Origin of the sequence: Pseudomonas oligotrophica (genome assembly GCF_021726475.1) — a bacterium.
Classification (GTDB): domain Bacteria; phylum Pseudomonadota; class Gammaproteobacteria; order Pseudomonadales; family Pseudomonadaceae; genus Stutzerimonas; species Stutzerimonas oligotrophica.
This window is the reverse complement of sequence record NZ_JAKJRU010000003.1, coordinates 429,489-450,704: the sequence shown is the minus strand read 5'-3', so window position 1 is coordinate 450,704 and position 21,216 is coordinate 429,489. Positions and strand designations below refer to the sequence as shown.

Genomic DNA, 21,216 nt, shown 5'->3' with positions numbered 1-21,216 from the left:
GCCCTGCCACCTCAACCCGGCCCGCTTCGCTGCCCCGCCTGACCCCGACGCCGCCCGCTTCGCGGCCAAGGCCGCTCCTACAGGGCTGGCCCCGCGCACCCGTGGGAGCGGTCTCGACCGCGAACGACGAGCCCGGTGCTTCGCTGCCCCGCCTGACCCCGGCGCCGCCCGCTTCGCGGCCCAGGCCGCTCCTACAGGGCTGGCCCGCGCATACGTGGGAGCGGTCCCGACCGCGAACCGGCACGGCGCGCGCCATGAGTGAGGCGACCGGGCTGTTGAGCGAGCGGTGGTTCGCCCGTCGCGGCTGGCAGCCGTTCGCCTTCCAGCGCGAGGTCTGGCAGGCGGTGGCTGCCGGCGAGTCCGGGCTGCTGCATGCCAGCACCGGTTCGGGCAAGACCTATGCAGTATGGCTCGGTGCGCTGCAACGGTTCGCCACTGACGCAGCGCCCGGCCAGCCGGCACCGCTCGCCGCGCTGTGGATCACCCCGATGCGCGCGCTGGCCGCCGACACCGCGCGCGCGCTGCAGGCGCCGCTCGGCGAGCTGGGGCTGAACTGGAGCGTCGGCCTGCGCACCGGCGACACCGACAGCGCCGAGCGTGCACGCCAGGGTCGGCGCCTGCCCAGCGTGCTGGTCACCACGCCGGAAAGCCTGACCCTGCTGCTGACCCGCGCCGACGCGCGCCAGGCGTTCGCCGGGCTGCGCATGCTGATCGTCGACGAATGGCACGAGCTGCTCGGCAACAAGCGCGGCGTCCAGCTGCAGCTGGCGCTGGCCCGCCTGCGCCAATGGCAGCCGGCGCTGATCGTCTGGGGCCTGTCGGCCACCCTCGGCAACCTGCCGCACGCGCTGGAAGTCCTGCTGCACCCCGGTCGCGGCCGGCTGGTCGAGGGGCGCGTGGACAAGCCACTGGTGATCGACTCGCTGCTGCCCGAGCGCATCGAGCGCTTCCCCTGGGCCGGGCACCTGGGCCTGCGCATGCTGCCGCAGGTGGTCGCCGAACTGGATGGCGCGGCCACCTCGCTGGTCTTTACCAACACCCGTTCGCAGGCCGAACTCTGGTACCAGGCGCTGCTCGACGCGCGGCCGGACTGGGCCGGGCTGATCGCCCTGCACCACGGCTCGCTGGCGCGCGAGGTGCGTGACTGGGTCGAGCTCGGGCTCAAGGAAGGCCGGCTCAAGGCGGTGGTCTGCACCTCGAGCCTCGACCTCGGGGTGGATTTCCTGCCGGTCGAGCGGGTGCTGCAGATCGGCTCGCCCAAGGGCGTGGCGCGGCTGCTGCAGCGCGCCGGCCGCTCCGGGCATGCGCCGGGGCGCACCTCGCGGGTGACCCTGGTGCCCACCCACAGCCTGGAAGTGATCGAGGCCGCCGCCGCGCAACAGGCCGTCGCCGAGCGGCGCATCGAGGCGCGCGAGGCACCGCAGCAGCCGCTCGACGTGCTGGTTCAGCACCTGGTGAGCATGGCGCTGGCTGGCGGCTTCCGCCCGGCTGACCTGCTCGGCGAGGTGCGCCAGGCCTGGTCCTACCGCCAGCTGCCGGAAGGCCACTGGCAATGGGCCCTGGCCTTCGTGCGCCACGGTGGCGAATCGCTGACCGCCTACCCCGACTACCAGCGCGTCGAGCCGGATGCATCGGGGCTGTGGAAGGTGCCCAGCCGGCGCGTGGCGCTGCGCCATCGCATGAGCATCGGCACCATCGTCAGCGATGCCAGCCTGACGGTGAAGTTCTGGGCCAAGAGTGGCAGCGGCCGCTCGCTGGGCTCGGTCGAGGAAGGCTTCATCGCCCGCCTGCGCCCCGGCGACTGCTTCCTCTTCGCCGGGCGCCTGCTGGAGCTGGTACGGGTCGAAAACATGACCATCTACGTCAACCGCGCCAGTGGCCGCAAGGCCGCGGTGCCGCGCTGGAACGGCGGGCGCATGCCGCTCTCCAGCGAGCTGGCCGACGCGGTGGTCGAGCAGCTCGGCGCTGCCGGTCGCGGCTGCTTCGCCGGCGCCGAGATGCGCCTGGTGCAGCCGTTGCTCGAGGTGCAGCGCGACTGGTCGGCGCTGCCGAACGAAACGACGCTGCTGGCCGAGGTGCTGAAGTCGCGCGAGGGCTGGCACCTGTTCCTCTATCCCTTCGCCGGCCGCCACGTGCACCTGGGCCTCGCCAGCCTGCTCGCCTGGCGCATGGGCCGGCGCCAGCCGGTGAGCTTCTCCATCGCCGTCAACGACTACGGCCTGGAACTGCTCGCGCCCACCGAAGTGGACTGGCCGGGTGCGCTCGGCGAGGGCCTGTTCAGCACCGACGACTTACTGCACGACGTGCTCGCCAGCCTCCACGCCGGCGAGCTGGCACGGCGGCGCTTTCGCGAGATCGCGCGCATCGCCGGGCTGGTGTTCTCCGGCTACCCCGGCGCGCAGAAGAGCGCACGCCAGCTGCAGGCCTCCAGCGGGCTGTTCTTCGATGTGTTCCGCCAGTACGACCCTGGCAACCTGCTGCTCAACCAGGCCGAGGAGGAAGTGCTGCGCCAGGAGCTGGAACTGGACCGCCTGCGCCAGACGCTCGAGCGCCTGCAGCAACGCCGGCTCGACCTGCGCCAGGTCAGGCGACCGACGCCGCTGGCCTTCCCGTTGCTGGTCGAGCGCTTTCGCGAGAGCCTGAGTTCGGAGAAACTCGCTGACCGCATCCGTCGCATGGTCGCCGAGCTGGACCAGGCGGCCGGCCCGGGCGGCTACCAGCCCGAGCCCGCCGCGGTGCCGGCCGTCGAGCGCGAAGCGCCGCGCGCGCGCCGGCCGCGCGCGCGCAAGGACGGCCGCCCGCGGCAGAAGAAAAAGGCCCCAGGACCCACCCCACGCCCGTGACCGCCCACCTCGCCATCGACCTCTGCACCACCGAACTCTGGCTGCTTGCCGACAAGGCGCTCTATTGGCCGCAGCAGCAGGCGCTGCTGGTCGCCGACATCCATTTCGGCAAGGCCGCGGCCTATCGCCGCCTCGGCCAGCCGGTTCCGAGCGGGACCACCGAGACCAATCTCGCGCGGCTGGACGCGCTGCTGGCACGCTACCCGGCGCGGCGGCTGATCTTTCTCGGCGACTTCCTCCACGCGCCCGAATCCCACGCGCCATCGACCCTGGCCCGGCTCGCCGCCTGGCGCAGCCGGCACGCCGGGCTGCGGCTGACACTGATCCGCGGCAATCACGACCGCCGCGCCGGCGATCCGCCGGCCGGGCTCGGCATCGAGGTGCACAGCGAACCGCTGCTGCTCGGCCCCTTCGCCCTGCAGCACGAACCCGCGCCGCACCCGACCCACCACGTGCTGGCCGGCCACCTGCACCCGGCCCACCGCCTGCGCGGCCGCGGCCGGCAGAGCCTGCGCCTGCCGTGCTTCTGCATCGGCGAGCGGGTCAGCCTGCTGCCGGCCTTCGGCGATTTCACCGGCACGGCCGAGGTCGACGCCGGGCCGGGCCGGCGTCTGTTCCTGGTCGGGGATGGGGAAATCTGGCCGCTCTAGCGGTCGGTCGGGTCGATTCGCCTGCTCAGTGCGGGGCGATCATGCAACCGCACAGGCGACTAGGCCTGGGCGATGCCGGTGATGGTGATGCCGTAGCGCTCGGCCAGGCGGGTGGCCGGGGTGTCGTCGAGGTCGGCATCGTGCTCGTGCTCCAGGTCCGCCTCGTATTCCTGTTCCGCCTTGCGGGTAACCAGTTCGACGGCCTCGTCGATGTCGGGCTGATGCGTGGATTCGGTACGCAGAACCGCCGTGTTGCCGTCTTTGCTGTAGGTGATGATCCAGGTCGTCATGTCTGCCCCTCGTCGTTATACGCGCTGCCGGAACCGCTCTGGCGCGCCGTTATGCACCGTTAGAGACGGCCTCGAGTCTTTCAGTTCTGTGCGCCGGCGACGACTGCCTTCTGTCGCATGGCACGAACAGCGCCGCGAACTACCCTGTCAGCAGAGTACGTGCCGCGCCAGGAGCCACCGCCATGACCGCCGCCAGCGCCCGAGAACCGTCCCAACCGAGCGAGGAGCAACTGGTCGAGGCCCTTCGCGGCCACGCCATTGCGCTTGCTCCCCTGCAAGAGGATAGCTTCGCCGACGCCTTCGAGCGCTTCGCCGACGCGCGCGTGGTGCTAATCGGCGAGGCCAGCCACGGGACTTCCGAGTTCTACCGGGCGCGCGCCGCCATCACCCGGCGGCTGATCGAGCGGCATGGTTTCACCATCGTCGCCGCCGAAGCCGACTGGCCGGACGCCGCGCGCATCGACCAGTACCTGCGCCGGCAGCAACCGCCGGACTGGATCGAGGACGCCTTCAAGCGCTTCCCGACCTGGATGTGGCGCAACCGCGAGGTGGCCGAGTTCGCCGCCTGGCTGCGCCAGCACAACGATGGCCTGGTCGCGCCCGAGCGCGTGGAATTCCGTGGGCTGGACGTCTACAGCCTGGGCAGTTCGATCGGCGAGGTGCTGCGTTACCTGGATCAGGTCGACCCGGCGGCCGCGCGCGAAGCGCGCCGGCGCTACGGTTGCCTGAGCCCCTGGCAGGAGGAGCCGGCGGCCTACGGCCACAACGTGATGCTCGGGCAACCGTCCTGCGAGGACGCGGTGGTCGAGCAGCTCGGCCGCCTGCTGGAGCAACGCCTGAACTACGGCGCCGCCGATGGCGAGCGCTTCTTCGAGGCCGAGCGCAACGCCCGCGTGGTGCTGGCGGCCGAGCAGTACTACCGCGCCATGTATCGGCGTTCCAGCGAATCCTGGAACCTGCGCGACCGGCACATGTTCGACACCCTGCGTGCCCTGCTCGAGCACCGCGGGCCGCAGGCACGCGCGGTAGTCTGGGCGCACAACTCGCACATCGGCAACGCGGCGGCGACCTCGATGGGCTGGGGCGGCGAGTTCAACATCGGCGAGCTGTGCCGCACCGCCTTCGGCCGCGACGCGGTGCTGATCGGCATGGCCACCGATCGCGGCCGGGTGGCCGCGGCGGACAACTGGGACGAGCCGATGCGCATCAAGGAGGTGCTGCCCTCGCGCCCGGACAGCTGGGAGCAGCTGTTCCTGCGTGCCGGCGTGCCGGCCTCGCTGACCAGCTGGCGCGACGCGGACGGCCGTTCGCTGCGCAGCCTGCTGGCACAACCGCGCCTGGAGCGCGCGATCGGCGTGATCTACCGGCCGCAGACCGAGCGCCAGAGTCACTACTTCCGCGCGATCCTGGCCGAGCAGTTCGATGCGCTGGTGTGGTTCGAAAACACCTCGCCGGTCACCCCGATCGGCCCGCAGCAAGCCGACCTGCAGGCGGTACCGGACACCTATCCGTCAGCCGAATGAGCGCCGCGGACGACGGGCCGGCAGCGCACGCCACGCCAGCGCGTGGCGCCTTGCGCCTCAGGCCACCGGTGCCGGCGGCGGTTGGTCGGGCACCGTGGGCTCGCCGGGTTCGTGCGGCAGGTCCGGCACGCCGGGCTCTTCCGGGTCGCCGGGTACGCCGGCGGCACGCCAGCCAAGCTCCCGGGCGGTCATCGTCTGATCTTGCGACATGAGCTTTCCCTCCACTGCTGCCGCCCGGTGCGGGCGGTCCATCAGTAGAGGCTGATGCGACGGCTTTCTATCCGACCTTCCGTCGGCGCTTGCGCCGGGCTTACCACATCAGGTCGTCGGGCACCTTGTAGGCGGCGTACGGATCGTCCTCGTCGACCTCCTCGGTCCGCGTGTTGAGCAGCACCACCCGGCGCGGATCGCGCTCCTGGATCTTCAGCGCGGCATCGCGCGGGATGATCTCGTAGCCGCCACCATGCCGGACGATGGCCAGCGAGCCGCTGGACAGCTTGTCGCGCATCAGGTTGTTCACCGAGATGCGCTTGACCTTCTTGTCGTCGACGAAGTTGTAGTAGTCGTCGGTGGTCAGCTTGGGCAGCCGGCTGGTCTCGATCAGCTGCTTGACCTGCGCGGCGCGGGCCTTCTGCTCGGCCTTTTCCTGCTGTTGGCGGTTGAGCTCCTGGTCGCGGGCCTGCTTCTCGGCCTGGGCCTTGAGCGCAGCCTCGCGCTGGCTGTTGTCTTTCTCGACCTGGCCCTTCTTCTCCAGGCGCTGCTGCTTCTGCTGTTGCTTGCTCGCCTGCTTGGCCTGCTTTTCATTGACCAGCCCGGCTTTGAGCAGCTGGTCGCGAAGGGAAAGACTCATGGTTCGGCTCGTCTGTCGTGAATTCGAATGTGAACGCGGGACCGTGCTTCGTCGATCCAGCGCGCGATTGTGGTGGATGTGCCGGGCGACATCCACCCCGGGCAGCCGTCAGCCGCAGGAAAGCGGCCGTTCGGCCTTCTTCGCTGCGTCCCAGAGCGCATCCAGCTCCTGCAGGTCGCAATCCTCGGGCGCGCGCCCCGCTTCGCGCAAGGCTTGCTCGATGAAGCGAAAGCGCCGCTCGAACTTGCCGTTGGCCGCACGCAGGGCGTTTTCCGGGTCGACCTTGAGGTGGCGTGCGAGGTTGACCACCACGAACAAGAGGTCGCCGATCTCCTCGGTGATCGCCTGCGGGTCGTTCGCGCTCATGGCCTCGAGCACCTCGTTCAGCTCCTCGTGCAGCTTGTCCACCACCGGCAGGGCCTCCGGCCAGTCGAAGCCGACGCCGGCGGCACGCTTCTGCAGCTTGGCGGCGCGGCTGAGCGCCGGCAGCGCATGGGGCACGTCGTCGAGCAGGGACAGCTGCTCCGGTGCGGCGGCCTGTTCGGCGCGTTCCTCGGCCTTGATCTCTTCCCAGCGGCGCTTGATCGCCGCCTCGTCGAGCCGCGGCAGCTCGGGCGAGCCGTACAGGTCGCCATCGGGGAACACGTGCGGGTGCCGGCGCAGCAGCTTGCGGGTGATGGCATCGACCACCGTGGCGAAGTCAAAACGTCCCTCCTCCCGCGCCAGCTGGCTGTAGTAGACCACCTGGAACAGCAGGTCGCCGAGTTCGCCGGGCAGGTGCGCGAAATCGCGCCGCTCGATGGCGTCGGCGACCTCGTAGGCTTCCTCCAGGGTGTGCGGGACGATGCTGGCGTAGTCCTGCTGCAGGTCCCACGGGCAGCCATGCCGCGGGTCGCGCAGGCGGGCCATCAGGTGCAGCAGATCGGCGAGTTGGTACATAGAATTCCTCAAGCCAGGCTATCGCGGCGGCGTTTGGGTGGATGTAAAAAGCGACATCCACCCAATATCAGGCCGATTGTAGGGTGGATCGGGGCGCGTAGCTGACGCTTCAGCCATCCACCGTGACGCGGCCGGCGCCGACCTTGCGCCTTACGTTGCCCGCTGGCGCTTGGCCTCGATGATATTGGGCAGCTGCGAGAGCCGGCTAAGCAGGCGACCCAGGGCATTGAGCCCGGGGATCTCGATGGTCAGCGACATCTGCGCGGTGCTGTCCTCCTTGTTCGAACGGGTATTCATCGCCAGCACGTTGATGCGCTCGTTGAGCAGCACCTGCGACACGTCGCGCAGCAGGCCCGAGCGATCGTAGGCCTTGATGACGATGTCCACCGGGTAGGTTTTCTCCGGCACCGGGCCCCAGCTGACCTGGATGATCCGCTCCGGCTCGCGCCCGGCCAGCTGCAGCACCGAGGCGCAGTCCTGGCGGTGGATGCTCACCCCGCGGCCCTGGGTGATGTAGCCGACGATCGGGTCGCCCGGCAGCGGCTGGCAGCAGCCGGCCATCTGCGTCAAGAGGTTGCCGACGCCCTGGATCTGCACGTCGCCACGCTTGCCCGGCTTGTGCGGCGCGCGCCGCGGGATCAGCTCGAGCTGGTCCTCGTCGCGCTCGGGCTCGACCAGCTGCTGGGCCATGTTGACCAGGTGCGCCAGGCGCAGGTCGCCGGCGCCGAGCGCGGCGAACATGTCCTCGGCCGTCTTCAGGTTGGTCTTTTCGGCCAGGCGATCGTAGTCCACCGGCGGCAGGTCGAGGCGGCTCAGCTCGCGTTCGAGCAGCGCCTTGCCGGCGGCGACGTTCTGGTCGCGCGCCTGCAGCTTGAACCAGTGGACGATCTTGGCCCGCGAGCGCGAGGTGGTGATGTAGCCCAGGTTCGGGTTCAACCAGTCACGGCTCGGCGAACCCTGCTTGCTGGTGATGATCTCCACCTGCTCGCCGGTCTGCAGACTGTAGTTGAGCGGCACGATGCGCCCGTTGACCTTGGCGCCGCGGCAGTTGTGGCCGATCTCGGTGTGCACACGGTAGGCGAAGTCCAGTGGCGTGGCGCCCTTGGGCAGGTCGATCGCATGGCCGTCGGGGGTGAACACGTAGACGCGGTCCGGCTCGATGTCCACGCGCAGCTGCTCGGCCAGGCCGCCGATGTCGCCGAGCTCCTCGTGCCATTCGAGCACCTGGCGCAGCCAGGCGATCTTTTCCTCGTAGTGGTCGGAGCCGGAATTGACGTCGGTGCCCTTGTAGCGCCAGTGCGCGCAGACGCCCAGCTCGGCCTCCTCGTGCATCGCGTGGGTGCGGATCTGCACCTCCAGCACCTTGCCCTCCGGGCCGAGCACCGCGGTGTGCAGCGAGCGGTAGCCGTTCTCCTTGGGGTTGGCGATGTAGTCGTCGAACTCCTTGGGAATGTGCCGCCAGAGGGTGTGCACGATGCCGAGCGCGGTGTAGCAGTCGCGGATCTCCGGCACCAGCACGCGCACCGCGCGCACGTCGTAGATCTGGCTGAACTGCAGGCCCTTCTTCTGCATCTTCCGCCAGATCGAGTAGATGTGCTTGGCGCGGCCGTCGATCTCGGGCTGGATGCCGGCGGCCGAGAGTTCGTCCTTGAGCTGCTGCACCACGTTGGTGATGTACTGCTCGCGGTCGAGCCGGCGCTCGTGCAGCAGGGTCGCGATCTGCTTGTACTGCTCGGGCTCCAGGTAGCGGAAGGACAGGTCCTCCAGCTCCCACTTGATATGGCCGATGCCCAGGCGATGGGCCAGCGGCGCGTAGATGTCGAACACCTCGCGCGCGACCCGATGGCGTTTGTCGTCGCTGGCGTTCTTCACCGCGCGGATGGCGCAGGTGCGCTCGGCAAGCTTGATCAGCGCGACGCGCACGTCATCGACCATCGCCACCAGCATCTTGCGCAGGTTCTCGACCTGGGTCTGCGGCGGCAGCACCAGCGACTCGCGCGGGTTGAGGCTGGCGCTGATCGCGGCCATGCGCAGCACGCCCTCGATCAGCTTGGCCACCACCGGACCGAAGCGCGAGTGCACCTCGGCGAGCTGGATCTTGCCCTCGCGCACGCCGCGGTAGAGCACGGCGGCGACCAGGCTGTCCTGATCGAGCTTGAGGTCGGCGAGGATCTCGGCGATCTCAAGGCCGATCTGGTAGCTGGAGGCGCCCTCGCTCCAGAGATTCTGTGCCGCGTTGGCCTGCTGCTCCGCATCGCGGGCGAACTCGCAGGCCTCCTGAAGCGCGGCGCGGTCCAGTGCCGGGTCCATGCCCAGCACATGATCGAGCCAGCTTTCCAGATTGATGCTGCCGTCGGTGTTGATCGGCTGAAGCGCTCTCACCTGTACCATCTGAAACCTTCCCTCTACGCAGCGACTCTGCGTCGTTTACGCCTGCATTCTATGTGCCGGTCGGTTGAACCACAGGCAGGTGCCTGCCAAGAAATCATTCGCTCGCGCCAGGCCCCTTCTCGAACAGGGCCATGGCCTCGACGTGAGCAGTCTGCGGAAACATGTCCAGCACCCCGGCGCGGGTCAGACGGAACCCCTGGGCGGCCAGCTCGGCGGCATCGCGCGCCAGCGTCGCGGGGTTACAGGAAACATAGACCAGCCGCCGGGCCTGCAGCCTGCCCATCTGGCGTACCACTTCCAGCGCGCCGTCGCGCGGCGGGTCGAGCAGCACGCGGGCAAAACCGCTGCCCGCCCAGGGTGCGTCGGCCAGCGGCTTCGACAGGTCCGCACGATAAAAGTGCACGCCGGCCAGGCCGTTGCGCTCGGCGTTCTCGCCGGCGCGGCGGACCATCGCCTCGACGCCCTCGACGCCGACCACCTGCGCGCCGCTGCGCGCCAGCGGCAGGGAGAAGTTGCCCAGCCCGCAGAACAGGTCGAGCACCGGCTCGCCGGGTGGAGCCGCCAGCCAGTCGAGGGCCTGGGCGATCATCGCCTCGTTGACCTGCGCGTTGACCTGGACGAAGTCGCCCGGCTGCCAGGCCAGGTCGACATTCCAGCGTTCCAGCCGATAGCCGAGCCAGCCCGGCGACACCGGCTGCGGCTCGCCGGCACCCTGCAGCCAGAGCTGCACGCCGTGCGCCTCGGCGAAGGCGACGAGACGGGCGCGATCGGCCTCGGCCAGCGCCGCGGTGTGCCGCACCAGGAGCGCCTCGGCAGTGCCGCTGAACAGCTCGACATGGCCGATCAGCTGTGGCTTGTGCAGCGCCTGCAGGGCCTCTCGCAGCGGCGGCAGCAGCCGCTCGAGGGCCGGCACCAGCACCGGGCAGACCTCCACCGGCACGATGCGCTGGCTGCTGCCGGCGCGGAAACCGACCTCCAGGCGCCCGGCGCGCTCGTCCCAGCGCACCGCCAGGCGCGCGCGGCGGCGGTAGCCGAACGCCGGCCCGCTGAGCGGCGCGGCCCACTGTTCGGGTTCGAGGTTGGCCAGGCGCTGCAGCTGCTCGGCGAGGGTGCGCTGCTTGAGCATGAGCTGGTCGGCCTCGCCCAGGTGCTGCAGGTTGCAGCCACCGCACACCGCGGCATGCGGACAGGGCGCCGGGCGGCGCTGCGCACTGGCGGTCAGCACCCGCTCGCAGCGAGCCTCGACCACCTGGCTGCGGGCGCCGAGCACGCGCGCCTCGACCCGCTCGCCAGCCAGCGCACCTTCGACGAACCAGGTGCGCCCGTCGCAGAAGCCGATGCCACGGCCATCGTGGGCCAGGCGCTCGATCTCGAGGACCTGCTTCTTGCCCGGCGGAAGCTGCGCCTTGCGCTCGCCGCCCACCGGCTGGAAGCGCAAACCGCCACTGCGTCTTGCCATCAGGGGAACCTGCCGAAATGCGAATAACGCCCGGCCGCGCCGCGCTGGCGGCGGCCGGGGCGGCGATCAGTGGTCGGCGTCATACACGCCGGTGGACAGGTAGCGGTCGCCGCGATCGCAGATGATCGCCACGATCACCGCGTTCTCGACTTCCTGCGACAGGCGCAGCGCCGCGGCCACCGCGCCGCCGGAGGAGACGCCGCAGAAGATGCCTTCCTCGCGCGCCAGGCGGCGCATGGTCTGCTCGGCCTCGGCCTGGGACATGTCGATCACCCGGTCGACCCGCTCGGCCTCGAAGATCTTCGGCAGGTACTCGGCCGGCCAGCGGCGGATGCCGGGAATCGCCGAGCCCTCCATCGGCTGCAGGCCGACGATCTGCACGCCGGGGTTCTGCTCCTTGAGGTAGCGCGACACGCCCATGATGGTGCCGGTGGTGCCCATGGAGCTGACGAAGTGGGTGATGCGCCCGCCGGTCTGCTGCCAGATTTCCGGGCCGGTGCTGCTGTAGTGGGCGACCGGGTTGTCGCCGTTGGCGAACTGGTCGAGCACCTTGCCGTGGCCTTCGGCCTGCATCTTCAGCGCCAGGTCGCGGGCGCCTTCCATGCCTTCTTCCTTGCTCACCAGGATCAGCTCGGCGCCGTAGGCGGTCATCGCTGCCTTGCGCTCGGCGCTGGAGTTGTCCGGCATGATCAGGATCATCCGGTAGCCCTTGATCGCCGCCGCCATGGCCAGGGCGATGCCGGTGTTGCCGCTGGTCGCTTCGATCAGGGTGTCGCCGGGCTGGATGTCGCCGCGCTGCTCGGCGCGATTGATCATCGACAGCGCCGGGCGATCCTTCACCGAACCGGCCGGGTTGTTGCCCTCGAGCTTGACCAGGATGGTGTTGCTGGTCGAGCCGGGCATGCGCTGCAGGCGCACCAGCGGGGTGTTGCCGATGCAGTCGGCGATGGTCGGGTAATGCATGGTCATGGCGTCTGCGCACCGCGGGCATCTGGAAAAGGCGCACATGATAACGGCATCGCCGGGCGACGGGCATAGCGGGTAGTCGAAGCGAGGCACAACGTTTCGCCGCGAGCCGCGTCGCGGCGCCCCCTCAGGCGCGGCCGAGGATCTTCGGCGCCGCCTCGACGATCTGCCGCGACAGGTGCTCCATGCGCGGCGACTGCACCTTCCAGGTGTGCCAGTAGAGCGCCAGGTCAAGCGGCTCGTCCGGCGCCAGGTCGACCAGCTCGCCACTCTCCAGCGCCGCGCGCAGCAGCAGCTCGGGGACCATGCCGTAGCCCAGCCCGTAGCGGATCGCGCTGAAATGCGGCTCGGCGCCCGGTACGTAGTGGCAGGGGTAGGCGCCTTCCGGCAGGCCGAAGCGACGCAGCAGGAACGACGACTGCAGGGTGTCCTTGCGGGTATAGGCCACCACCGGCGCGCGGCGCGCCGCACTGCGGGTCATGCCGGCCGGGAAATGCTGGTCGCGGAAGCCGGCCGAGGCCACCAGCCGGTAGCGCATGCGCCCCAGCGCGCTGGCCGTGCAGCCGCGCATCGGCTTGGGCTCGGTGCTGATGCAGCCGATCGCCAGCCCGGTCTCCAGCAGGCTGTAGGTGTGGTCCTGGTCTTCCACCGTCAGGTCGAGCAGCACGCGCTCGCGGATCAGCACCTCGGCCAGCGCCGGGAAGAACCAGGTACCCAGGCTGTCGGCGTTCAGCGCGGCGACCACCACCAGCGGCGCGTCGCTGCGCTCGGCGAGGTCGGCGAGCAGGTCGGCCTCCAGCAGCGTCGCGCGCTTGAGGTACTGCAGCAGGCGCTGGCCGGTCTCGGTCGGCCGGCAGGGCCGGCTGCGCACGATCAGCGCGCTGCCCAGGGTGCTTTCCAGTGCCCGCACGCGCTGCGAGATGGCCGGCGGGGTGAGGTGCAGGCGCTGCGCGGCCTGCTCGAAGCTGCCGGTCTTGATCACCGCGCGGAAGGCTTCGGTCTGTTTCGGGTCGAGGTTCACGCGAGCGCCTCGCTTAAGAAAAATTTTGGATGGACAAAAAATACTTAGCGATCTCAACTGTTACCAGCGTTGCCCCATAATCGCGCACCTTTTTTTGCCGCAGCCCTCCGGCTGCGTCCGTGGAGAACCCCGCGTGGATCTGCTGCACACCATCTATCTGGTCGCCATCACCGCCGAAGCCATGTCCGGCGCCATCATGGGCATGCGCCGCGGCATGGACCTGTTCGGCATCTGCCTGCTCGGCACCGTCACCGCGCTGGGCGGCGGCACCGCGCGCGACGTGCTGCTGGGCCACTACCCGATCGGCTGGATCGCCAACCCCGAGTACCTGGGCTTCACCATCGGCGCGGCCATCGTCACGGCGATGATCGCCCGCCACCTGCATCACCTGCGCCGGGTCTTCCTGCTGGTCGACGGCCTGGGCCTGGTGGCCTTCACCATCATCGGCTGCGACGTGGCCATGAGCATGCAGGCGCACCCGGCGATCGTCGTGCTCGCCGGGCTGATCACCGGCATCTTCGGCGGCCTCCTGCGCGACGTGCTCTGCACCCAGGTGCCGATGGTGCTGCAGCGCGAGCTCTACGCCACCGTGGCGCTGGCCGCCGGCGTGCTCTATGTCGGCCTGCTCTGGCTCGGCGTCGGCAACGGCCTGGCGTCGCTGGTGGCGCTGGCCGCCGGCTTCCTGTTCCGGGTGCTGGCGATGACCCTGCGCTGGAAGCTGCCGGACTTCAACGGCAAGGACATCCGCGGCCTGGACTAGCGGCGCGGCGGGCAGATTCCCGACCGGCAACGGGCTACACTAGCGCGCTTGCCAGAGGGGACGGACCGTGCTGAAAGACCTGGGAATACGTGGTCGTGTACTGATACTGACGCTGCTGCCGAGCACCCTGCTCGCCGTGGTGCTCGGCATCTACTTCACCTGGATGCAGCTGGCCGAGCTGCGCCACCAGCTCGACGAGCGCGGCGAGCTGATCGCCCAGCAGCTGGCACCGCTGACCGCCCCGGCGATGAACCTCGGCTACGACAAGCGCCTGCAGCGCATCATCAACCAGGTGCTGGACCAGACCGACGTGCGCGCGGTGTCGGTGCTCGACACCGAACGCAAGCCGCGCGCCTATGCCGGGCCGCGCATGGTCACCCCGCCGCCGCCGGCCGACCCCGAGGGCCTGACCCGGGTCAGCGGGCTGGAGACCACGCGCATCCTCATGCCGGTGCTGGCACACCACCTGAACCTGGCCGACGACAGCCGCACCGGCGACCCGGCGCTGATCGGCTGGCTGGAGCTGGAAGTCTCGCACCAGGGCACGCTGATCCGCGGCTACCGCAGCCTGCTCACCAGCCTGGTGCTGATCGGCGCCGGGCTGCTGATCACCGCGCTGCTCGCCCTGCGCATGAGCCGCACCATCAGCAAGCCCCTCGAACGCGTCAAGCTGGCGGTCGCCCAGCTCAAGGAAGGCCACCTGGAAACGCGCCTGCCGCCGCTCGGTAGCCACGAGATGGACGAGCTGGCCTCGGGCATCAACCGCATGGCCGAGGCCCTGCAGAGCGCCCAGGAGGAACTGCAGCAGAGCATCGACCAGGCCACCGCCGACGTGCAGCAGAACCTGGAGACCATCGAGATCCAGAACATCGAGCTGGACCTGGCGCGCAAGGAGGCCCTGGAGGCGAGCCGCATCAAGTCCGAGTTCCTCGCCAACATGAGCCACGAGATCCGCACTCCGCTCAACGGCATCCTCGGCTTCACCCACCTGCTGCAGAAAAGCGAGCTGACGCCGCGCCAGCAGGACTACCTGGCGACCATCGAGAAATCCGCCGACAACCTGCTCGGCATCATCAACGAGATCCTCGACTTCTCGAAGATCGAGGCCGGCAAGCTGGTGCTCGACAGCGTGCCGTTCAACCTGCGCGACCTGATCGAGGACACCCTGACCATCCTCGCGCCCTCGGCGCACACCAAGCAGCTGGAGCTGATCAGCCTGGTCTACCAGGACACGCCGCTGTCGCTGATCGGCGACCCGCAGCGGCTCAAGCAGGTGCTGACCAACCTGGTCAGCAACGCCATCAAGTTCACCAACGAAGGCACCATCGTGGTGCGCGCCATGGTCGAGGACGAGACCGCCGAGCGCGCGCAGCTGCGCATCAGCGTGCAGGACACCGGAATCGGCCTCACCGAGCAGGATCTGCGCGCACTGTTCCAGGCCTTCAGCCAGGCCGACAACTCGCTGTCGCGCCAGCCCGGCGGCACCGGCCTCGGGCTGGTCATCTCCAAGCGCCTGATCGAGCAGATGGGCGGCGAGATCGGCGTCGACAGCATCCCCGACGAGGGCTCGGAATTCTGGATCAGCCTGAGCCTGCCCAAGGCCCGCGAGGACATCGAGGACCAGCCGCCAGCGGCGCTGCGCGACATCCGCGTCGGGCTGTTCGAGGAGCATTCGCTGGCGCGCCAGGCGCTGCAGCACCAGCTCGAGGGCTGCGGCCTGCAGGTGCAGCCGTTCGACAGCCTGCAGCGCATGCTCGCCGGGGTCGCCGCCGACCAGGCCGCCGGCCGGCCGATAGAGCTGGCGGTGCTGGGGGTCAGCGCCCACGATCTCGGTCCGGCGGCGCTGGCCGAGCGCATCGAGGCCTTCGAGGCGCTCGGCTGCCACCCGGTCGTGCTCTGCCCGACGGTCGACCAGGCGGCCTACCAGGACGCGCTGCCGGATGTCTTCAGCCACACCCGCCTGCAGGCCAAGCCGGCGCGCATGCGCAAGCTGCAACGGGTGCTGGTCGAGCTGCTGCGCCCGCAGCAGCCGCCGAGCGTGCCGCTACCCGCGCCGGTGCATCGCCAGCCACGGCTGCTCTGCGTCGACGACAACCCGGCCAACCTGCTCTTGGTCGAGACCTTGCTCAGCGACATGGGCGCCGCCGTGGTGGCGGTGGACAATGGCCCCGATGCCCTGGCCGCGGTGAAGGAGCAGGACTTCGACCTGGTGCTGATGGACGTGCAGATGCCCGGCATGGATGGCCGCCAGACCACCGAAGCGCTGCGCCAGTGGGAAAGCCAGGTCGGCCGCACGCCGCTGCCGGTGATCGCGCTGACCGCCCACGCCCTGGCCAACGAGAAGCGCGCGCTGCTGCAGTCCGGCCTCGACGACTACCTGACCAAGCCGATCAGCGAACGCCAGCTGGCCCAGGTCATCCTCAAGTGGACCGGGCTCGGCCTGCGCCAGGCGCCGCCGCAGGTGGAAGCGGCGGAAGGCGCCGGCAGCCTGGCCGCGCCGCGCGAGCTGGCGGTGATCGATGAGCACGAGGGCCTGCGCCTGGCCGCCGGCAAGGCGGACCTGGCCGCCGAGATGCTGAGCATGCTGCTCGGTTCGCTGGACAGCGAGCGCTTCGCCATCCGCGAGGCGCGCCAGGCCGGCGACCGGCGCGCGCAGGTCGACCGCGTGCACCGCCTGCACGGGGCCACGCGCTATTGCGGCGTGCCGCAGCTACGCCAGGCCTGCATGCAGGCCGAGACGCTGCTCAAGCAGCAGGACCCGACCGCCGAGGCCGCACTGGATGCCCTCGATGCGGCCATCGAACGACTTCAACGCGAGGCGCACCGCGCCTCCTGACCGCGCGGCAGGCGCCGCCACAGGACGATTCATGCAGGACCAGCCCACCCCGCCCCGCTTCCAGCCGGCCGAACTCGACTGGGACGCCAGCGGCCAGCCGCAATCGCGCCAGTACGGCGATGTGTATTTCTCGCGTGCCAGCGGCCTGGCCGAGACCGAGCACGTGTTCCTCGCGCAGAACGCGCTGGCCGAGCGCTTCGCCGCCCTCGCCCCCGGCCAGGCCTTCACCATCGGCGAGACCGGCTTCGGCACCGGGCTCAACTTCCTCTGCGCCTGGCAGCTGTTCGAGCGCCAGGCCCCGGCCAGTGCCCGCCTGCATTTCGTCAGCGTCGAGAAGCACCCGCTGAGCGCCGCGGACCTGCAACGCGCGCTGGCCCTGTGGCCTGAACTCGAACCGCTGGCCAGCGAGCTGCGCAGCCAGTACCTGGCGATCCACCCAGGCTTCCAGCGCCTCACCTTCGCCGCCGGCCGGGTCAGCCTGACCCTGCTGGTGGGCGACGTGCTGGACGGGCTGCCGGCGCTGGATGCGCGGGTCGATGCCTGGTTCCTCGACGGCTTCGCCCCGGCGAAGAACCCGGATATGTGGCAGCCGGCGCTGTTCGCCGAGCTGGCCCGGCTGTCGGCGCCCGGCGCCACCCTGGGCACCTTCACCAGCGCCGGGTTCGTGCGCCGCGGGCTGGCCGAGGCCGGCTTCGACATGCAGCGCGCGCCGGGCTTCGGCCACAAGCGCGAGATCCTGCGCGGCCGTTTCCTCGGCCAGGGCGGCATCGCGCCCAAGCCGTGGTTCGCGCGCCCGGGCCAGGCGTCCCGCGAACGGCGCGCGCTGGTCATCGGCGCCGGCCTGGCCGGCTGCGCCAGCGCGGCCAGCCTGGCGGCCCGCGGCTGGCAGGTCACGCTGCTGGAGCGGCATGCCGAGGCGGCGCAGGAGGGTTCGGGCAACCCCCAGGGCGTGCTCTACCTCAAGCTCTCGGCCCACGGCACGGCGCTGTCGCGGCTGGTGGTCGGCGGCTTCGGCTATACGCGACGCCTGCTCGAACGCCTGCAGCGCGGCCGCGACTGGGATGCCTGCGGCGTGCTGCAACTGGCCTACGACGACAAGGAACGCGAGCGCCAGGCCGAGCTCGCCGGTGCCTTCCCCGCGGAGCTGGTCCGCCCGGTCGGCCGCGCTGAGGCCGAGCAACTGGCCGGCATCGGCCTGGCCGACGGCGGGCTGTTCTACCCCGACGCCGGCTGGGCGCATCCACCGGCGGTATGCCGGTACCTGCTGGCGCAGCCGAACATCGAGCTGCGCCGCCACCAGGCGGTGCTCTCGCTGGTGCACGAGGGCGGGCAGTGGCAGGCGCTGGCCGAGGGCGAGGTCATCGCCACCGCGCCGGTGGTGGTGATTGCCGGCGCGGCGGACAGCGCCGGCTTCGAGCAGAGCGCCTGGCTGCCGCTCAAGCGCATCCGCGGGCAGATCACCGCGCTGCCGGCCAGCGATGCCAGCCAGGCCCTGCGCACGGTGCTCTGCGCCAAGGGCTACGTGGCGCCGGTACGCGACGGCCAGCACACCCTCGGCGCCAGCTTCAACTTCAAGCGCGCCGACACCCAGCTCAGCGCCGAGGAACACCGCTCGAACCTGGAACTGCTGGCCGGTATTTCCGCCGACCTCGAGGAGCGCCTGCAGGCCTCGGCGCAGCAACCCGAGCAGCTCGACGGCCGCGCCGCCTTCCGCTGTACCAGCCCGGACTACCTGCCGGTGATCGGCCCGCTCGCCGATGCCGGCCGCTTCCTCGAGGCCTACGCCGCGCTGTCGCGCAACGCCCGGCAGGTGCCGGATGTCGCCTGCCCCTGGCAGGACGGCCTCTACGTCAACACCGCCCACGGCTCGCGCGGGATGATCAGCACGCTGCTATCCGGCGAGCTGCTCGCCGCCTGGCTGGAGGACGAGCCGCTGCCACTGCCGCGGGAAGTCGCCGAGGCCTGCCACCCGAACCGTTTCCTGGTCCGCCGGCTGGTGCGCGGCGAATAGCCGGCCGCGCGGCGAAGGGGCCTTGGCTTGCCGGGGATCATGCCTTCATATACCCCCACCCGTATAATGGCGAGCTTTGGTCCCTCAAGGAGATACCCGATGAAACCCGCCTACCTGTTCATCCTCGGCCTGCTCGCAAGCCAGGCCGTCGCCCAGCCGGACGCCGCACAGCTGCGCGAGGAAGCCGCCGGCCTGATCCCGCCGTTCCAGCAGCAACTGCTCGGCACGGTGAAGAAGGCCGTGGCCGAAGGCGGGCCGCGCGCGGCCATCGAGAGCTGCAACCTGCTGGCACCGGCGATCGCCGAGGAGCACAGCCGTGCGCCCTGGACGGTCGGCCGCACCTCGCTGAAACTGCGCAACCCGGACAACGCCCCGGACGCCTGGGAACGCCAGGTGCTCGAGCAGTTCCAGCAGCGCGCCGCGGCGGGCGAACCGCTGGAACGCCTCAGCCATGGCGAGGTCATCGGTAACGAGTACCGCTACATGCAGGCCATCGCCACCGGCGAGCCCTGCCTGGCCTGCCACGGCAAGGCGATCAAGCCGGAGCTGACCGGCCTGCTGTCGAGCCTCTATCCGGACGACCAGGCCCGCGGCTTCAGCCAGGGCGAGCTGCGCGGCGCATTCACGTTGCGCAAGGCTCTGCCACACTGACCCCAAACTTCCCGGCCAATGGAGAGCGCATGCCGAGCACACCCCGCCCTTCCCCGCTGCCCTTGCGGCCAACGCGCTGATGGACATCCTGTTGCTCGAGGCCCTGGGTATCGGCCTGGTGCTCGGCCTGCTGCTCGGCCTGACCGGCGCCGGTGGCTCGCTGGTGGCGCTGCCGCTGCTGCTCAGCCTGCACCTGCCGCTGCGCGATGCCATCGGCGTCAGCCTTGGCGCGGTGGCGATGTCGGCGCTGGTCGGCGCGGTGCCACGGGCCAGGCTTGGCCAGGTCGCCTGGCGCCCGGCGCTGCTGCTGGCGCTGTGCGGCCTGCCTGGCAACGCCGCGGGCCAGTGGCTGGGCCGCTACGTGCCGGAGCAATGGCTGATCGTCGCCTTCTGCCTGCTGGTGCTCTGGTCGGCACGGCGCATGTGGCGCGGCGCCGACCTGCCGGTCCCCGAGGGCCGCACGATGCGCTACCCGGCGCTCGCCGGCATCGGCGTCGGCGTCGGCCTGCTGTCCGGGCTGATGGGCGTGGGCGGCGGCTTTCTCATCGTGCCGGCGCTGCTCTGGTTCAGCCCGCTGCCGCTGCTGGCCGCCATGGGCACCTCGATGGCGGTGATCGCGCTGGTCAGCGGCGGCGGTTTCCTGCTCTACCTGACCGATGCGCAGCCGCCGCTGGCGCTGCTGGCCGGCCTGGCCACCGGCGGCGCCTGTGGCGTGCTGACCGGCAACCGGCTGGCACAGTACCTCAGCGGCAGCCTGCTGCAGCGGCTGTTCGCGCTGATGCTGGTCGTGGTCAGCCTGTCGCTGGGCGTGCAGAAACTGCTGCTCGGCCATTGATCAGACAGGTTACGCGCGGTCGTCCCAGAACGGCCGGCTGATTTCCCGCTCGACATCGGCGCGGCTCAGGCCGATGTCCTTCAGCGCATGCAGGTCCAGCGCCGCCAGCTGCCGGCGCTGCCGGGCAAGCGTGCGCCAGTGCCGCAGGCGCGCCAGCAGCGGCCGTACGGAGAGCCGGGGAAGATCGAGCGCCGCGAGCTGGCGCAGCGGAACGAGGGGATGCAGGCGTTGACGGTTCATGGCGCGCTCCTCGGTGGGGTTGGCGCCAGTGTCGCGACAGGCTTAGGATCAATCCAACGAATACTTCTGATGCCTGCCATCTCGGAGATTGATCCATGGCGCACTTCCCGAGCATCGACACCGAGCTGCTGCGCAGCTTCGTCGCCATCGCCGACCACGGCGGCTTCACCCGTGCCGCCGAAGCGGTCAACCGCACCCAGTCGGCGGTGAGCATGCAGATGAAGCGCCTCGAGGAGGACGTGCTGCAGCGCCCGCTGTTCGAGCGCAGCGGCCGCCAGGTGCGCCTGACCGCCGAGGGCCAGGTGCTGCTCGGCTATGCGCGGCGCATCCTCAAGCTGCATGGCGAGGTCATCACCACCCTGCGCCAGCCGCACATGGTCGGCGCGGTGCGCATCGGCACGCCGGACGACTACGTGATGCGCTTTTTGCCAGGCATCCTGGCGCGCTTCGCCCAGGCCTACCCGCTGGTGCAGGTCGAGGTGCATTGCGAACCCTCCGGCCAGCTGCTGCAGCGCCAGGACCTGGACCTGTCCATCGTCACCCGCGAACCGGGCACCGAGATCGGCCAGCTGCTGCGCCAGGAGCATTTCGTCTGGGCCGAGGCCGCCGGCTTCGACCTGCACCGGCAGCGGCCGATCCCGCTGGCGATGTTCAACAATGGCTGCTTCTGCCGCGCCTGGGTCTGCAATGCGCTGGATGCCGCCGAGATCGACTACCGCATCGCCTACACCAGCCCGAGCCTGGCGGCGATCATGGCGCTGGTCGGTGCCGGCCTGGCGGTTACCGCGCAGCTGCAGAGCCTGGTTCCGGCCGAGCTGCGCATCCTCGGAGACAACGAAGGGCTGCCGCGCCTGCCGCTCTCCAGCATCGTGCTGCTGCGCAACGCGCAGACCCGCTCCCCGGTCAGCGAGGCGCTGGCCGAATACATCGTCGAGGGCTTCCGCCAGTAGT

The 21,216-nt window shown here is 70.3% G+C and carries 18 protein-coding genes; 9 read left to right on the top strand and 9 right to left on the bottom strand.

Features of this window, described 5'->3' with window-relative positions; genetic code table 11:
- Positions 1-254: 254 nt before the first annotated feature.
- Both L3N39_RS09175 and pdeM read left to right on the top strand, forming a co-directional pair.
- Positions 255-2,843, top strand: coding sequence for a ligase-associated DNA damage response DEXH box helicase (locus L3N39_RS09175; protein WP_237257017.1), 2,589 nt, complete (start codon positions 255-257; stop codon positions 2,841-2,843).
- Positions 2,840-3,493: a ligase-associated DNA damage response endonuclease PdeM gene (pdeM, locus tag L3N39_RS09170; RefSeq protein WP_237257016.1), complete on the top strand. Its 654-nt coding sequence runs from the start codon at positions 2,840-2,842 to the stop codon at positions 3,491-3,493. The genes L3N39_RS09175 and pdeM overlap by 4 nt, the downstream gene beginning before the upstream one ends.
- A gap of 59 nt (positions 3,494-3,552) precedes the next feature.
- Here the strand turns inward: pdeM and L3N39_RS09165 are convergent, their stop codons facing one another.
- The gene (locus L3N39_RS09165; protein ID WP_237257015.1) at positions 3,553-3,783 is read right to left on the bottom strand and encodes a hypothetical protein; all 231 of its coding nucleotides are present in this window, start codon (positions 3,781-3,783) and stop codon (positions 3,553-3,555) included.
- A 182-nt stretch (positions 3,784-3,965) separates the two neighbouring features.
- Here L3N39_RS09165 and L3N39_RS09160 point away from each other — a divergent pair, with 182 nt between their 5' ends.
- Positions 3,966-5,306, top strand: a complete 1,341-nt coding sequence (locus tag L3N39_RS09160) for an erythromycin esterase family protein (RefSeq protein WP_237257014.1) — start codon at positions 3,966-3,968, stop codon at positions 5,304-5,306.
- Between the two features lie 57 nt (positions 5,307-5,363).
- Here the strand turns inward: L3N39_RS09160 and L3N39_RS09155 are convergent, their stop codons facing one another.
- The 7 genes from L3N39_RS09155 to L3N39_RS09125 all read right to left on the bottom strand — a co-directional run bounded on the left by L3N39_RS09155 (position 5,364) and on the right by L3N39_RS09125 (position 12,932).
- On the bottom strand, positions 5,364-5,516 hold the full coding sequence (locus L3N39_RS09155) for a hypothetical protein (RefSeq protein ID WP_237257013.1): 153 nt from the start codon (positions 5,514-5,516) through the stop codon (positions 5,364-5,366).
- A 100-nt stretch (positions 5,517-5,616) separates the two neighbouring features.
- Complete coding sequence (locus L3N39_RS09150) at positions 5,617-6,156, bottom strand: DUF2058 domain-containing protein (RefSeq protein ID WP_237257012.1); 540 nt, start codon at positions 6,154-6,156, stop codon at positions 5,617-5,619.
- A 108-nt stretch (positions 6,157-6,264) separates the two neighbouring features.
- Positions 6,265-7,095, bottom strand: a complete 831-nt coding sequence (gene mazG / locus L3N39_RS09145) for a nucleoside triphosphate pyrophosphohydrolase (protein WP_237257011.1) — start codon at positions 7,093-7,095, stop codon at positions 6,265-6,267.
- 150 nt (positions 7,096-7,245) lie between these two features.
- The gene (gene relA / locus L3N39_RS09140) at positions 7,246-9,486 is read right to left on the bottom strand and encodes a GTP diphosphokinase (RefSeq protein ID WP_237257010.1); all 2,241 of its coding nucleotides are present in this window, start codon (positions 9,484-9,486) and stop codon (positions 7,246-7,248) included.
- Between the two features lie 94 nt (positions 9,487-9,580).
- Positions 9,581-10,945: a 23S rRNA (uracil(1939)-C(5))-methyltransferase RlmD gene (gene rlmD, locus L3N39_RS09135; protein ID WP_237257009.1), complete on the bottom strand. Its 1,365-nt coding sequence runs from the start codon at positions 10,943-10,945 to the stop codon at positions 9,581-9,583.
- Between the two features lie 66 nt (positions 10,946-11,011).
- The gene (gene cysM, locus L3N39_RS09130) at positions 11,012-11,914 is read right to left on the bottom strand and encodes a cysteine synthase CysM (RefSeq protein WP_237257008.1); all 903 of its coding nucleotides are present in this window, start codon (positions 11,912-11,914) and stop codon (positions 11,012-11,014) included.
- 124 nt (positions 11,915-12,038) lie between these two features.
- Positions 12,039-12,932: an HTH-type transcriptional regulator ArgP gene (locus L3N39_RS09125; protein WP_237257007.1), complete on the bottom strand. Its 894-nt coding sequence runs from the start codon at positions 12,930-12,932 to the stop codon at positions 12,039-12,041.
- A gap of 133 nt (positions 12,933-13,065) precedes the next feature.
- Here L3N39_RS09125 and L3N39_RS09120 point away from each other — a divergent pair, with 133 nt between their 5' ends.
- The 5 genes from L3N39_RS09120 to L3N39_RS09100 all read left to right on the top strand — a co-directional run bounded on the left by L3N39_RS09120 (position 13,066) and on the right by L3N39_RS09100 (position 20,025).
- The gene (locus L3N39_RS09120) at positions 13,066-13,692 is read left to right on the top strand and encodes a trimeric intracellular cation channel family protein (protein ID WP_237257006.1); all 627 of its coding nucleotides are present in this window, start codon (positions 13,066-13,068) and stop codon (positions 13,690-13,692) included.
- Positions 13,693-13,759: 67 nt separating this feature from the next.
- Positions 13,760-16,528 carry a response regulator gene (locus tag L3N39_RS09115; protein ID WP_237257005.1) on the top strand — a complete coding sequence of 923 codons (2,769 nt, stop codon included), beginning with the start codon at positions 13,760-13,762 and terminating at the stop codon, positions 16,526-16,528.
- Between the two features lie 31 nt (positions 16,529-16,559).
- Positions 16,560-18,539, top strand: coding sequence for a bifunctional tRNA (5-methylaminomethyl-2-thiouridine)(34)-methyltransferase MnmC2/FAD-dependent 5-carboxymethylaminomethyl-2-thiouridine(34) oxidoreductase MnmC1 (mnmC, locus tag L3N39_RS09110; RefSeq protein WP_237257004.1), 1,980 nt, complete (start codon positions 16,560-16,562; stop codon positions 18,537-18,539).
- Between the two features lie 99 nt (positions 18,540-18,638).
- Positions 18,639-19,190, top strand: a complete 552-nt coding sequence (locus tag L3N39_RS09105; protein ID WP_237257003.1) for a Tll0287-like domain-containing protein — start codon at positions 18,639-18,641, stop codon at positions 19,188-19,190.
- A 79-nt stretch (positions 19,191-19,269) separates the two neighbouring features.
- Positions 19,270-20,025 carry a sulfite exporter TauE/SafE family protein gene (locus L3N39_RS09100; protein ID WP_237257002.1) on the top strand — a complete coding sequence of 252 codons (756 nt, stop codon included), beginning with the start codon at positions 19,270-19,272 and terminating at the stop codon, positions 20,023-20,025.
- A gap of 9 nt (positions 20,026-20,034) precedes the next feature.
- Here L3N39_RS09100 and L3N39_RS09095 read toward each other — a convergent pair whose 3' ends face one another.
- Complete coding sequence (locus L3N39_RS09095; RefSeq protein WP_237257001.1) at positions 20,035-20,265, bottom strand: DUF1127 domain-containing protein; 231 nt, start codon at positions 20,263-20,265, stop codon at positions 20,035-20,037.
- Positions 20,266-20,360: 95 nt separating this feature from the next.
- Between L3N39_RS09095 and L3N39_RS09090 the strand changes: the two genes are divergently transcribed.
- On the top strand, positions 20,361-21,215 hold the full coding sequence (locus tag L3N39_RS09090; RefSeq protein WP_237257000.1) for a LysR substrate-binding domain-containing protein: 855 nt from the start codon (positions 20,361-20,363) through the stop codon (positions 21,213-21,215).
- The last annotated feature ends 1 nt before the right edge of the window (position 21,216 follow it).